This is a genomic window from Macrococcus carouselicus, from assembly GCF_004359515.1.
Lineage (GTDB): Bacteria > Bacillota > Bacilli > Staphylococcales > Staphylococcaceae > Macrococcus > Macrococcus carouselicus.
In genome coordinates this window covers 287161-299764 of sequence record NZ_SCWD01000002.1, presented here as the reverse complement: position 1 = coordinate 299764, position 12604 = coordinate 287161, and the positions used below count along the sequence as shown (strand labels likewise).

The following is a 12604-nucleotide window of genomic DNA, read 5'->3' as shown; positions in this document are numbered from 1 at the left end:
TATTTTATCATACAGAATCTGTCATTCTAAATGAAATGTGTCATTGCCTTACGGGCAGGGTAGAAAGAACTAAATAAGTGTGAAGGAGTATGAATATGAAAAGACCTATTATCGGTATCACATCAGAAGTGTTGAATAACGGCAATCTTCATGCGCTTAAAGAATATGTGGATGCTGTCTCAGATTTAGGCGGCGTTCCTATGCTTCTGGCTAAGACGACTGAAGACGAAGCCATCAAGGAACAGGTCAATAGAATCGATGGTCTTTACCTGACTGGCGGTACAGATATTGACCCTGCTACTTATGACGAAGAACCTCATCCTATGCTCGGCCGAGTGGAAAGTGGCCGTGATGCTTATGAACTCAAAGTTCTTGAGTATGCCTTAAACCGTGCTATACCGATACTGGCTATCTGTCGCGGCAGCCAGCTACTGAACATCATTCACGGCGGCTCTATGTATCAGGATATCAATTCAGAAATAGAAGGTGATCTAATCCAGCATAAAATGCAATCTGATAGAGATTTCCTTCAGCATTCTATTGAAGTAAAATCAGGAACGAAGCTGCATGACATAGTCGGGGAAACTAAATTCCGTATCAATAGTGTCCATCATCAGGCGAATGATGAAATCGGTGAAGGCCTCATCATTTCAGCTACTGCCCCGGATGGTGTGATTGAAGCAATTGAAAGTCAAAATGATACCTTCATGTTCGGTCTGCAGTTCCATCCGGAAGCCCTCTATTATAAGCACGAACCTTCAAAAAAAATTATTGCAGCTTTCATTCAAGCCGCTGCAGAACATTATGCCGCTATGGGTGAAGAAATCGATGAACAGAAGCAGAAGGAAGTAAAGGAATGATCTTACTCATCACCAGTCTCTTCATCTTTTTGTTTGTTTACCTGTTCTCTAGACATGCAGTCAACGACAAGCCTAATATGCTGGCAGGTTATCGGTCAAAACGTTCGATGCAATCCGAAGCTCACTGGAATTTTGCCCAGTCGTACGCCAACCGATTAATGCTGCGGATTACACTCGTTCTGATTATAATCGGTGTGCTGCTGAGCATTATTGAAATTCTTTATGGTCATCACCTATGGACTGATTTCGGCGGGATTGCTCTCCTTCTACTTGGTATTGTTTATTTGGTCATTAAAACAGAGCACGCGCTCAAATACTTCCAACTTTAAAATGACACTTCACAATTGAGGTGTCATTCATTCGTTCTATCGTCTTCTTGGCGATAATGCCGCAGGTCCATGTGTTTTTACTAAGTGAAAGAGGGGGGACCATGCATTTGTATGTTTTACAGGCGGTAGATCCCGACCTAATCGACTGATCTGCTGCTCGTAATAGGTAAGCCCTGCAAAACCCCCGATGCTGTCATCCAATGCTTTGATGCCTGTTTTCAGACGCGGCAGTTCAATGTTATTGTATGTGCCATTCTGCAGCCGATTCGGTAAGTCAGGTCGTAGGACAAGTGGTCTCGCGATGCCGATCATTGAGACGTCCGTCTCTTCAATGGCCTCTACCATGCTCTCCTTCTTACGGAAACCGCCGATCACTGCAATCGGCATATCCACTTCCTGACTGATTTTCTTTGCATAGTCCAGGAAGTAGACTTCACCGTCTCCCATCATTTTCGGTTTCTCATAATCCCCGCCAGAGATTTCAATCAGATCCATGCCGAGGTCGGCCATCTTCTTGATGACTGCTGTGGATTCTTCTTCAGTGAAGCTATCTTCTTTGAAGTCGGTTGAGTTGATCTTCAGACTAATCGGAAAATGTTCGCCCAGCGCCTCACGCATTCCCTGATAGATTTCTATCAGGAAGCGCATGCGCTTCTCCAAGCTTCCTCCATACTCATCCGTTCTACGGTTATCGTGCGGTGACAGGAACTGGCTGACGAGGTAGCCATGGGCACCATGAATCTGTACACCTGTAAAACCTGCTTCCTTCGCAATTCTCGCTGTCGTGATAAAGCGATCTACTGTTTCCTTGATTTCTTCAGTTGTCATAGCACGGGGCGGATTAAAGCCACTGCCTGCTGCTCCTGTTATCGGCACCGCACTCGGCGCGACAGGTTCTTTCGTCAATGACTTCGGACTTTGTTTACCCGGGTGATTGATCTGCATCCAGATATGGCTGCCATTTTCAGTGCCTGCCTGTGCCCAGCGCTTCAGTGCATCCATATCTCTGTCATCTTCAATGACAACATTGCCCGGTTCCCCTAGATAGCGTCTGTCCACCATGACGTTGCCGGTCAGAGACATACCGATGCCGCCCAGCGCCCAGCGCTGATAGACGCGAATCAGTTCATCAGTCGGCCGATGATTTATAGCCATCGCCTCACTCATCGCACCTTTATAAAGTCTATTCTTAATCACTGTTCCGTTCTTCAGCTTAAGCGGTTCAAATAATAGCTTCGTCATAAAAACACTCCTTCATTCTATCTTCATCCATTATAAGCTTCTTGAATTAAATAGAAAAACTGCATGCCTCTTCGGCATGCAGTCGAATTATTCAATTGGACCTTCATAAATGTGTTCTGCGGCCATTGAGAATGCTTCATTTAAATAAGTATCCATTGATTTATTCTGCTCAATCTGTTTTTTCTTGAACTTCACCATATGCCGGAGACAACAGTTGAGTAGATTTTCTGCTTGCGTGACATCAGAATCTGCTCCCCAGACAAGTGCTCTCGAACCGGAATATTGAAGTGTCGCTTTTGTTGGTTCTGGCATATTCGTTTCGATATTCATCGGAGTGAATATATTTGTCTTTTTTACTTATGCCATTTTGAATAGATCATTGAATGATTCGCTCATCGTTGGGTGTGTATAAATATTATCACGCAACACTTCGTAAGAAATATTGTAGTCCATCGCAAGCTTAATCTGGTTGATCAGTTCTTCTGACTCTTTACCTAAGAGGCTTGCTCCGAGTATATAGCCTGTCTTCTTATCGACCACTGCTGTGAAGAGTCCGCGCGGGTCATTATTGATTTTGTGTCGTGGGATCTGATTGACCGGCAATGTATTTTCGAGAATATCATAGCCTTCGTCGATCGCCTCTTCAGCAGTCAGGCCGACACGTGACAATGGTGGATCGATGAAGACACTGTAAGGCACTGCCCCCCGGTTCTCTGTTGAACGCTTCCCTTCTCCGAACAGCTGGTCTTTGACAATTCTGAAATCATCTAATGAGATATACGTGAACTGCATACCCCCTTTAACGTCACCAAGCGCATAGATGGAGTCAACCGTTGTTCTGAGGTATTCATCCGTCTTGATTTCACCTCTGTCACCCAGTTCAATATCAGTATGCTCAAGACCCAGATCTGTATTCGGTTCACGCCCGACCGCCAGCAGCACTGCATCAGCTTTAAATGAACCTTGAGTTGTTTTGACGACCGTGAAACCATCCTGATCAGCGATCTCAGTTGTATCTGCCTCAAGGATGAACTTAACACCTTTATCTTCAAGAATCCTCACCACTTCAGCTGCAACTTTCTTATCTTCACGAGGCATGATTGCCTTGCCATGTTCAAGCACTGTCACCTCTGTTCCGTAGTTTGCAAATGTAGAGGCGAATTCCAGTGAGATATAGCCGCCACCGATAATCACCAGGCGTTTCGGCTGTTCTTTCAAGTTCATAATGCCTGTTGAATCGTATAGATGCTGTGATGTTTTCACGCCTTCAATAGCCGGGATGACAGGCGTTGCACCTGTATTGATAATGATATTGTCACCTGTAATGATCTCGACTACTTCACCTGCTTCGTCATAAAGCTCCACTTCTTCATTAGACTTGAAGCGTGCTGTATAGTCGAGCACTTCGATAGCTGAGTCATCGCTTAAGTTATGATAATTCTTATTGTTCAACGCATCGACAACTTGCTGTTTCCGTTTCAAGCCGTCGTCGAACTGAACACCTTCTATACTGTCATGTACGAGTACTTTAGACGGAACACAGCCGACATTGATACAAGTACCGCCGTACATTGCCTTTGATTTCTCAATCACTGCAACTGATTTCCCTTGTCCTGCAGCGAACTTCGCGATTGTTTTGCCGCCTTTACCAAATCCAATGACTACTAAATCATATTTTTTCATCGTATGCCTCCATTAATATTTGATTCAGCACATCAGCAATTTTAACATTGTGATAATGCTGTTTTAACATCTCATATTCTTGCAGTTCATAATCGGCCAGCACATGACTGATTTCCCGTGAAATTAGACAGTCACTTTTTTCATCACCTGTAAACAAACGTCCTTTCGTCTTCCCTTCAACAAATAACACGAAAAGATCTGAAAGCGCGGTCGTCAAAGTCTCACTGTTAGCATAATAACCACCGTACTTACCTCTGGAAGCATCAAGATGACCCGCTTCTTTCAGCTTGCTGGTCACTCGTCTCAGCTGCACAGGATTGACACATACCTTCTCCGCCAGCTCATTACTGGTGAACTGTTCATCTGAATGTCTGGCCAGGAAACAGAGAATATGAATAGCTGTATTAAACTCAAGATTCATATTCATCCCTCCAAAAGAAACTATTATAGTTACATTAAAACATATGCGTTGTACTTTTAAAGAAATAAGCTCATCTATCTATAATATAAAAATAAAAACCTATCATTATAACACATAAAAAGTATTTTGTGCGGAAAGTTGCAAAGTTGGAAACTTTTTTCTTAAATCAGTCCAAGTATGCATAAAAAAACTCCCTATCAAGTTTTACTTTTTAAGTGTCTACTTTATAGGGAGCTTATTATTATTGAGACGTGTTTTAAGATTCTACCGCAGCTTCCAGTAGCTTGAAAGTCAATGCTTCTGTATCGATCTCAGCCTGCACGCCGTAAGGTAAAATACATTTCGGTTCATTGTGACCGAAGCTCGCATTATAAAGGATGGGAAGATCGCTATATCCGAATTCCTTCATCACCTTTCTCCAGGATGTCTTATATTCCTCGTAGTAAACATTATTCTGCGGCTTTCTGGTCTGTCAACATAACATATGAAGTTCTTCTTGTGATTTTCCTCTAAGTTCTGGCATCATTAAATCACTTACGTCTGTCGGTGACTTTATTCTATCAATTTCATCCGGTCGATTATATTCGATAAAATCCTCTGCGATTGTCAGTAGTTTTTTCTTGTCATTAGGCGTCAGTTTTTTATGACTGTTGATGAAATGTAAATCCAGTATTTCATGAATAGATAAATGTTTTGTGACCTCCTGACCACTTTTCGATAATAACTTCCATAAATTATTCTGTTTCATTTTCATCTTCTCCTTTTTTCTACAACACGGTCTTGAGTGTTTTCCGTGTGTGATTAAATTTTTACAGAATAGAAAGAGTATCAGAAGAAAAAGCGTGCAAGGGCAGCTCGCTGAACGACGTGATCCCTTGAACGCTTTTTTTAGTTGAACACCAGATTCATCTGGTAGTGAAACTCTGATGCTATTCTATGACGTGAAAAATTTGCACACGGACAAACACGACCGGGTTTGAAAAGGTTCAATCAAAGCTGTCGGGTGATTTTTCCCGGCTGTTTACCTTAAAATACATTATTTTGATTCGCTCATTGCCTCTGAGAACATTCGAGAAACCTTTTGCGGGTAAGTGTGCACAAAAACCACTCAGAATCGTAATGATCTTAATCGTTTTATTTAATATGGTCTGCAATTAGATTTATCCTATCTAATTGCTCTAAAAATAATCATATCCTCATTTCAAACAAAACTGATTTATGATGTTGTTCTGTATAGACAGAACAGAGCCTTAAATTTACCTTAAAATAATAGTATTTATAATTTTTTACAAATAAGTAATGCTATACTATGCGTGCAGCTGCAATAGTAATATATTATTTGAGAAAGGATTGAATTTAGATCATTAAATCTATTTATTCTAATTTACGAAAATGAAAAAAACTTTTTTCATCTCGATACTATCGTTACTTATCTTAATATCACTATCATTTCTATATTTAAAAAATAGTGAACAAAAAAAAATTACTAGTTATAAGGAATTTGAAAAGGTTTTGACACAAAAAGATGAGCAGGCTTTTATTTTTATAGGAAGGCCTTCCTGCGATTATTGTGTCGTACTAAAGCCACTATTTTATAAAGCAATTCAACAGACAAAATTTAAGGGATACGAGCTTAATACCGATTCCATTAAAAACAAAACTGATAGAGAAAAATTAGAAAAATTATTTGCAAAACTAAATATTGATAGCGTACCCATTATTATAAGTAATGAAAATCCAGAAAAACGTTATACAGGTGATAGCAAATTAGAAAAAATCGTTCAATTTATGGAGGAAAAGAATCATGAATAAAAAATTCTATCACTGGTTTGTAGTATCTTTGGTTTTAATGGTCTTAGCAAATCTCACTTTTTTTTCAACAGCCCATGCATATTCAAACCAGAATGGTATCAAGCAAAATAAGATAAAAACTGCCAGTGTAACTAATACAAGCCTCAGCGATATGGAGCAGATCATCAACCAATTTGTAACTAGAGATGATGATACGGGCGTGCATTTTGACATGGATGCAGCAATAAAGGCGAATGCTTCAGCAGACGTACTTGCTGTAGGGGAAGAAATAAACTACATCAGCCAGAATAATAAGAACTTAGAAAATACTATTGCTGAGCAGAATGCTACTTCTAACACTTCAACAGTTCAGAATAGAAGTATCAGTTTACCTATATGGGGTAACTGGTGTGGTCCGGGGCACGGTGGTGGAACACCAAAAGATAAATTAGATTCACTCTGTAAAAGTCATGATTTATGTTATGGAAAAAAAGGTTATTTTGCATGCTCATGTGATAAAAATTTAATTAATGGTATCAATAGATACTTTGGTTCTATGAAAATAAAAGAAAGAATTGCAGCGTTAGCTGTAAAAACTTACTTTAGCAATGCCCCTTGTAATCCTTTTAAATAGGAGTGAAATAAAAAATGAAGAACAATAATATCCCTTTAATAATTTCTATACTGACATTGATTATCGGTATAGCAGCATGGATTCCCAATTTATTTTTCTATAGTCCCGATAACCAAAATATTTCTATCTTTTTCACACCTATTATCGGAGTTATCGGCATTATCGCTAGTGTATTTATAAATAACAAAAGTCTTAAAATAACTATGATTATTTTGAATATTCTAGTGACAATAAGCTTTGGAATAGTTATGTTTTTCGGTACACTATTCTTTGGAACATAGATTAATTTATTTAGGATTATAAACCCCATACACACTTATCTTTGTATAAGCTAATCAAATTGTTGATTAGCTTATTTTCTTATTTGTAGTTATATGATTTGAATCGTCTACACTTAGTTGGACAATTTCTATGTGAATAGATATTGTTAATCTAAGAAAGTAGGCGATTCACACCTTACCGCTTCCATTGATGGTTTCATAGTTTCCATTAGCTACTTTCTCTCGAGCTGTGAACTGATTTTCCTTTTCCCACTTCAGACCGTGCTGTCTTAAATAAGGAGAAGGTGGAATGTCACCGATGACGTCATCACTAAACCACGTTTTATTAATATGCTCAATCGTATAGTCATCCATCTCTATATTCTCTGCAAAATCTGTCAGTAGCGCCGGACCATAACTAGTTGAAACCCCAGACTGATAGAACATGAGATGCTGGACAGTGCTGTCAGAATAGCCTGAAAATACTTTAGGATGCTGCCGCAGAATATCAAAATCGATATAAGGAAGCAGACGGACTGACTCATAGCCACCAATCGCACATATGATTCCCCTGACCTCATCATCAAGCAAAGCAGCATGCAAGTCTTCAGCTCGCTTCTCCGGATATTGATATAGATAATCGATGTTTTTTAAGGCATGCGGCATAACCTTTACCTTCAGTCCGAATACCTCTTCCAGCCGCTTAATCCCCTGCTCAGTGCGCCATTTAAGATCAGGCTCTCCAGCCAGACCACTGGATATTGATACCAATGCGACAGTATCGCCTGCTTTAAGCCTTGTTGGTTTAATCATTCTCTTACCCCCTTGTCAGTTTGCTATATTATACATGAAGATGAAATGATAGTTATAAAAAAGAGGGGCTTTCCTCCCCTCTCTACTTGATCTTCACTCTCTTCAGTCTGAGGGCGTTACTAATGACACTGACTGAAGACAGCGCCATCGCGGCACCCGCTATCCACGGTGCAAGTAAACCAAGCGCCGCTATCGGGATGCCGAGCGCGTTATAACCGAAGGCGAAGCCTAAGTTCTGCTTGATATTGCGCATGGTCGCACGACTCAGCTTGACAGCTTCAGGAATCAGAGTCAGCTCACCGCCAAGTATCGTCACATCTGCCGCTTCGATGGCCACTTCAGTCCCTGTTCCGATTGCGATACCGATGTCTGCGAGTGCGAGTGCTGGCGCATCATTGACCCCGTCTCCGACCATCGCTACTTTGCGTCCCGCTATCTGCAGCTGTTTGATTTTATCCGCTTTTTCCTCAGGTAACACTTGAGCGATGACGTCATCAATTCCGACTGACCGGGCAATTGCTTGTGCCGTGCGTTCGTTATCCCCTGTCAGCATGATGACTTCAATTCCCATCTGCTTCATCTCCTGAATAGCGCGAGCTGCTGACTCTTTCACGGTATCCTGTACGGCAACAATGCCGCGGATATGCTGATCAACGGCAACCAGCATGGCTGTTTTACCCTCGTGCTCATAACGAGTCATTTCATCTGTATATGCTTGAATTTCGATACTATTATCTGTCATCAGTTTACGGTTACCGATCAATATGTTGTGCTGATTGATTACCGTTGTTATACCATGTCCGGGTATAGCTGAGAACCGCTGCGCATCCAGCAGTTCAACCTGCTGTCCCTTCGCATAGTCAACAATCGCTGCAGCGAGCGGATGGCCTGACGCCCTCTCACTTGAAGCAAGATACATCAATGTCTCTGCATCGCCTGTAAAGTCAGTGACTTCTGGTCGTCCTCTAGTGATAGTTCCTGTCTTATCGAGCACAACTGTATTAATTTCATGTGTACGCTCTAAATGTTCCCCGCCTTTAAACAGGATGCCCTGTTCAGCTGCCCGACCTGTTCCGACCATAATAGATGTCGGCGTTGCAAGTCCAAGTGCACACGGACAGGCAATAACCAGCACAGCAATGGCCGCAACCAGCGCAGGCTCAATTTCGCCAGGAGTCACTAAGAGCATCCATACAGCAAAAGTCAGGAGGGCGATACCGATAACAATCGGTACAAAATAACCTGAAATGATATCAGCGAGGCGCTGAATCGGCGCTTTAGAACCTTGTGCCTGCTCCACCACTTTAATGATAGACTGCAGCGCTGTATCACGACCGACTTTCGTCGCTTTCATCGTAATATGACCATTCTGATTCATCGTAGCGCCGGTCACAGCATCACCAATATTCTTTTCAACCGGGATAGATTCTCCTGTCAGCATCGATTCATCGATTGATGTATGCCCTTTAATGATGAGACCATCCACCGGAATTTTCTCACCGGGTTTGACGACGAGTACATCACTGACTGCCACTTCTTCCATCGGGATCATGACTTCATCGTTATCCCGGATGACTCTCGCTTCTTTCGCCTGCAGATTAAGCAGTGAGGACAGCGCACGAGTCGTCTGTGATTTCGCACGAGCTTCAAGATACTTACCGAACAGGATGAGTGTAATTAACACAGCACTCGTTTCAAAATAGAGATGAGGCCTATAGTCAGGATGGCCGATTGTCTTAAATGCCTCATATAGACTATAAAAGAATGCGGCACTTGTACCTAATGCGACCAGTACGTCCATATTGGCACCGCCGCTCCGAAGATTCTTATAGGCACCTTCGTAAAACTGCCAGCCGATAATGAACTGGACAGGCAATGCAAACGCCAGCTGAAACCATGCATTCATCAAGAGATGCGGCAGATGGATGTCGAATAAATGAGTCAGCATCGTGAGCAGTAACGGCAGCGATAACAGCGCTGACAGAATCAGTTTATTTCTTTTCTTTCTCAGTTCCTTGTCTTTCACATCGGCTTTATCCTCTTCATCTGCTTTCAGCTTCGCATCGTAGCCCAGTTTACGAATTCGTTCGATGATCATCCGGTCATCCATATTGCCCGGATAATAATCGACCGTCGCACTCTCAGTGGTTAAGTTCACTGTCGCTGACCTGATCTCCGGCTGCTTATTCAGGACTTTCTCGATCCGGCTGGAACAAGCCGCGCATGTCATGCCCATTACATCGAACGCGCTATGCACTGTGCGGACACTATAGCCTAATTTATCTACTTTATCTGATAGATCCTGCACCGATACTTTGTCTGCATCATAGTCAACAGTCGCATGCTCAGTCGTTAAATTGACCTTCGCTTCAACCCCGTCCATCTTATTAAGCACTCTCTCAATTCGTGTGGAACATGCCGCACATGTCATACCTTCAATAGGTAAGTTCACCTGTTTATTCATAACATTCACCTACTTTCCGAATTGACGCAGGACTTTCATCAGCTCAGTGATTGACTCCTCGCCCTCGCCTTTTCTGATAGCATCTGATACACAGTGGTTCATATGGCGCTCTGTCACTGAGAAACCGACCTGCTTAAGCGCGGATTCAATCGCGCTGATCTGAATCAGAATATCGACACAGTAGCGGTCCTCTTCAATCATCTTCTGGATACCACGGACCTGACCTTCAATCCGCTTCAGACGCTTCAGCATCTTATCCTTTTCCTCTTCATTTCTCGGTGTTACAGCATGCTGATGTTCCATTCCTTCACAACCTTTCAATACTTATAAGGGCTATTGGATCAACTAAAAAATATAAGGAATCATTCATTTTCACGTTCATATAATATACCCCATAGAGGTATAAGTCAAATTAAAAAGACCGCTTATTATCATCCGTCTTCTCAGATGCTCTTTATCATCGTATATCCTGAATATCTTGTCCCCCTGCACTTCTCAAAGAATGGCTGGACGTTGTACTGACGGCCGGTTGGGCTTACGGACCCACCGGCAATCGGATGAAAGGCAGAAAGATAGCCCTTGCCATTTCAATCGGTGATAAAGAATATAATTATCAGAAGGACGGCGGTGTCACCTTTACATTAGATGAACTCATTACGCCTGATAAAGCGACAGCTATCTGGTATCATGCGATGTACAGCGTCGCTTATGTGACAGAAGACGTCATCCGCGAGAACGCACAGGACCACATCAACTTTATCGAGCCTCTATAAGAGAAGCCTCTTTTGCATAGCTGCAAAAGAGACTTCTTATTATTCCACTTCAGACATACGTCGTTTCAGCAGAAGGTTTAAGATACTGCCTGCCACTACACCTGCAGCCAGGTTATGTGTCAGGAGGACCAGTATGACCGTCAGGAGAATTACTGCCACATCTGCCTTAGGTGCTCGCTTCATCAATCTGAAGGTCTTGAACTCAAATGTGCTGAAGGCGACGACGACCATAATGCCGGCGAGTATCGACATCGGTATCTGTACAAGGAAGTCACCGAGCACAATAATCATGAACATCAGAAAGAGGCCTGCTGACAATGAAGACAGTCTGGACGTCCCGCCTGACTTCAAGTTCATTACAGACTGACCGATCATGGCACAGCCACCGATACCACCGAACAGCCCTGATAGTACATTCGCGATCCCCTGGCCACGCGTCTCTGTATTCTTATCGCTGTCAGAGTCAAGCGTCTCATCGACAATACGTGCAGTCAGCAGACTTTCGACCAGACCGACGACTGCCATCGATAATGAATATGGCAATATAATCATGAAGGTCTCAAATGTAAATGGCACGTCCGGAATGAGGAAATGCGGCCATGTTCCCGTAATCTCCCCTAAGTCGCCGACCGTTCTGACTTCAGCACCTGCCATTACCGAGATAGAGGTCAGCAGCACGACAGCTATCAAGGGAGCCGGTACTCCGGTGAAGACTTTCGGCAGCAGATAGACAATCAGGATAGTTACAATCGTAAAGACGTAAGTTTGCCATGAGTGACCGAAAATGTGCTGCAGCTGCGAATGAAAAATCAGAATCGACAGCGCGTCCACAAAACCGATCATCACGGTATTCGGAATGTATTTCATCAACTTGCCGACTTTAAGAAAGCCGAGAATCAGCTGTATGATACCCATCAGTATAGTCGCAGCGAACAAATAATTGACACCATAGTCTCTTACGAGCGGATATACGAGCAGGGCGATAGCACCCGCAGCCGCCGAAATCATCGCCGGTCTGCCTCCTGTAAACGAGATGGTGAGCGCAATAACAAACGATGCATACAGGCCCACCATCGGGTCAACGCCTGCGATAGCAGAGAAGGCAATCACCTCTGGAATCAATGCCAGAGAGACAACGATTCCTGCTAATACATTGGCCCACGGGTTAGTCAGCCATTCTTGTTTTATCTTTTCTGTCATAATTTCCTCCTTAAAACATCAGATTTGAGTATAACATTCTTACGACTTCTAGGTAGTCTTAAAATATGGAAAACGCCCCTAGTTAATCACACTTTAAAGTGTTATAATTTGATAGGCTTTTATTCTATTCAAAA

Annotated in this window: 14 protein-coding genes and 2 pseudogenes; 6 read left to right on the top strand and 10 right to left on the bottom strand. The window is 42.5% G+C overall.

The genetic code is table 11. The features are described 5' to 3' along the window. Positions 1 to 95: 95 nt before the first annotated feature. Positions 96 to 860 (top strand): gamma-glutamyl-gamma-aminobutyrate hydrolase family protein, encoded by a 765-nt coding sequence (locus tag ERX40_RS07680; RefSeq protein ID WP_165980712.1) that lies wholly within the window; start codon positions 96 to 98, stop codon positions 858 to 860. Continuing rightward, the gene (locus tag ERX40_RS07675) at positions 857 to 1189 is read left to right on the top strand and encodes an SdpI family protein (RefSeq protein ID WP_133417914.1); all 333 of its coding nucleotides are present in this window, start codon (positions 857 to 859) and stop codon (positions 1187 to 1189) included. Before ERX40_RS07680 ends, ERX40_RS07675 begins: the two co-directional genes overlap by 4 nt. A gap of 36 nt (positions 1190 to 1225) precedes the next feature. Here ERX40_RS07675 and ERX40_RS07670 read toward each other — a convergent pair whose 3' ends face one another. From ERX40_RS07670 to ERX40_RS07645, 6 genes and pseudogenes are all read right to left on the bottom strand, one after another. Further along, entirely contained in the window at positions 1226 to 2431 is a 1206-nt protein-coding gene (locus ERX40_RS07670; RefSeq protein ID WP_133417913.1) for an NADH:flavin oxidoreductase/NADH oxidase family protein, read from the bottom strand. 87 nt (positions 2432 to 2518) lie between these two features. After that, a complete protein-coding gene (locus ERX40_RS07665; protein WP_165980711.1) occupies positions 2519 to 2761 on the bottom strand; it encodes a hypothetical protein in 243 nt (80 codons plus the stop codon). 27 nt (positions 2762 to 2788) lie between these two features. Further along, positions 2789 to 4114 carry a hypothiocyanous acid reductase MerA gene (merA, locus tag ERX40_RS07660; RefSeq protein ID WP_133417911.1) on the bottom strand — a complete coding sequence of 442 codons (1326 nt, stop codon included), beginning with the start codon at positions 4112 to 4114 and terminating at the stop codon, positions 2789 to 2791. Beyond that, positions 4101 to 4535, bottom strand: a complete 435-nt coding sequence (gene hypR / locus ERX40_RS07655) for a redox-sensitive transcriptional regulator HypR (RefSeq protein WP_133417910.1) — start codon at positions 4533 to 4535, stop codon at positions 4101 to 4103. The genes merA and hypR overlap by 14 nt, the downstream gene beginning before the upstream one ends. A gap of 256 nt (positions 4536 to 4791) precedes the next feature. Then, a pseudogene (locus ERX40_RS07650) lies at positions 4792 to 4998 on the bottom strand (LD-carboxypeptidase); the annotation flags it as partial. Positions 4999 to 5007: 9 nt separating this feature from the next. Next, positions 5008 to 5283 (bottom strand): hypothetical protein, encoded by a 276-nt coding sequence (locus ERX40_RS07645; RefSeq protein ID WP_133417908.1) that lies wholly within the window; start codon positions 5281 to 5283, stop codon positions 5008 to 5010. Between the two features lie 644 nt (positions 5284 to 5927). Here ERX40_RS07645 and ERX40_RS07640 point away from each other — a divergent pair. The 3 genes from ERX40_RS07640 to ERX40_RS07630 are packed head-to-tail and all read left to right on the top strand — an operon-like array spanning position 5928 to position 7241. After that, a complete protein-coding gene (locus tag ERX40_RS07640; RefSeq protein ID WP_133417907.1) occupies positions 5928 to 6347 on the top strand; it encodes a DUF6568 family protein in 420 nt (139 codons plus the stop codon). Further along, positions 6340 to 6960, top strand: a complete 621-nt coding sequence (locus tag ERX40_RS07635; protein WP_133417906.1) for a phospholipase A2 family protein — start codon at positions 6340 to 6342, stop codon at positions 6958 to 6960. Before ERX40_RS07640 ends, ERX40_RS07635 begins: the two co-directional genes overlap by 8 nt. Positions 6961 to 6974: 14 nt before the next feature. Continuing rightward, entirely contained in the window at positions 6975 to 7241 is a 267-nt protein-coding gene (locus ERX40_RS07630; protein ID WP_133417905.1) for a hypothetical protein, read from the top strand. Positions 7242 to 7409: 168 nt separating this feature from the next. Here ERX40_RS07630 and ERX40_RS07625 read toward each other — a convergent pair whose 3' ends face one another. The 3 genes from ERX40_RS07625 to ERX40_RS07615 form a co-directional block, all read right to left on the bottom strand. After that, a complete protein-coding gene (locus ERX40_RS07625) occupies positions 7410 to 8033 on the bottom strand; it encodes an LD-carboxypeptidase (RefSeq protein WP_133417904.1) in 624 nt (207 codons plus the stop codon). An 82-nt stretch (positions 8034 to 8115) separates the two neighbouring features. Beyond that, a complete protein-coding gene (locus tag ERX40_RS07620; RefSeq protein ID WP_133417903.1) occupies positions 8116 to 10497 on the bottom strand; it encodes a heavy metal translocating P-type ATPase in 2382 nt (793 codons plus the stop codon). Positions 10498 to 10506: 9 nt separating this feature from the next. Beyond that, complete coding sequence (locus ERX40_RS07615) at positions 10507 to 10800, bottom strand: metal-sensing transcriptional repressor (RefSeq protein WP_133417902.1); 294 nt, start codon at positions 10798 to 10800, stop codon at positions 10507 to 10509. Positions 10801 to 10970: 170 nt separating this feature from the next. On the opposite strand from ERX40_RS07615, the gene ERX40_RS07610 reads away from it, so the two are divergent. Further along, positions 10971 to 11270 (top strand): NAD(P)H-dependent oxidoreductase, encoded by a 300-nt coding sequence (locus ERX40_RS07610; RefSeq protein ID WP_133417901.1) that lies wholly within the window; start codon positions 10971 to 10973, stop codon positions 11268 to 11270. A 42-nt stretch (positions 11271 to 11312) separates the two neighbouring features. Here ERX40_RS07610 and ERX40_RS07605 read toward each other — a convergent pair. Further along, a pseudogene (locus ERX40_RS07605) lies at positions 11313 to 12470 on the bottom strand (SulP family inorganic anion transporter); the annotation flags it as partial. Between the last annotated feature and the right edge of the window lie 134 nt (positions 12471 to 12604).

Excerpts from the sequence above, each read along its gene's own strand:
- ERX40_RS07625 (WP_133417904.1), bottom strand. The coding sequence starts at position 8,033 with ATGATTAAACCAACAAGGCTTAAAGCAGGCGATACTGTCGCATTGGTA.
- merA (WP_133417911.1), bottom strand. The coding sequence starts at position 4,114 with ATGAAAAAATATGATTTAGTAGTCATTGGATTTGGTAAAGGCGGCAAA.
- ERX40_RS07680 (WP_165980712.1), top strand. The coding sequence starts at position 96 with ATGAAAAGACCTATTATCGGTATCACATCAGAAGTGTTGAATAACGGC.
- hypR (WP_133417910.1), bottom strand. The coding sequence starts at position 4,535 with ATGAATCTTGAGTTTAATACAGCTATTCATATTCTCTGTTTCCTGGCC.
- ERX40_RS07645 (WP_133417908.1), bottom strand. The coding sequence starts at position 5,283 with ATGAAACAGAATAATTTATGGAAGTTATTATCGAAAAGTGGTCAGGAG.
- ERX40_RS07640 (WP_133417907.1), top strand. The coding sequence starts at position 5,928 with ATGAAAAAAACTTTTTTCATCTCGATACTATCGTTACTTATCTTAATA.
- ERX40_RS07635 (WP_133417906.1), top strand. The coding sequence starts at position 6,340 with ATGAATAAAAAATTCTATCACTGGTTTGTAGTATCTTTGGTTTTAATG.
- ERX40_RS07665 (WP_165980711.1), bottom strand. The coding sequence starts at position 2,761 with ATGAATATCGAAACGAATATGCCAGAACCAACAAAAGCGACACTTCAA.
- ERX40_RS07670 (WP_133417913.1), bottom strand. The coding sequence starts at position 2,431 with ATGACGAAGCTATTATTTGAACCGCTTAAGCTGAAGAACGGAACAGTG.
- ERX40_RS07615 (WP_133417902.1), bottom strand. The coding sequence starts at position 10,800 with ATGGAACATCAGCATGCTGTAACACCGAGAAATGAAGAGGAAAAGGAT.
- ERX40_RS07675 (WP_133417914.1), top strand. The coding sequence starts at position 857 with ATGATCTTACTCATCACCAGTCTCTTCATCTTTTTGTTTGTTTACCTG.
- ERX40_RS07620 (WP_133417903.1), bottom strand. The coding sequence starts at position 10,497 with ATGAATAAACAGGTGAACTTACCTATTGAAGGTATGACATGTGCGGCA.
- ERX40_RS07630 (WP_133417905.1), top strand. The coding sequence starts at position 6,975 with ATGAAGAACAATAATATCCCTTTAATAATTTCTATACTGACATTGATT.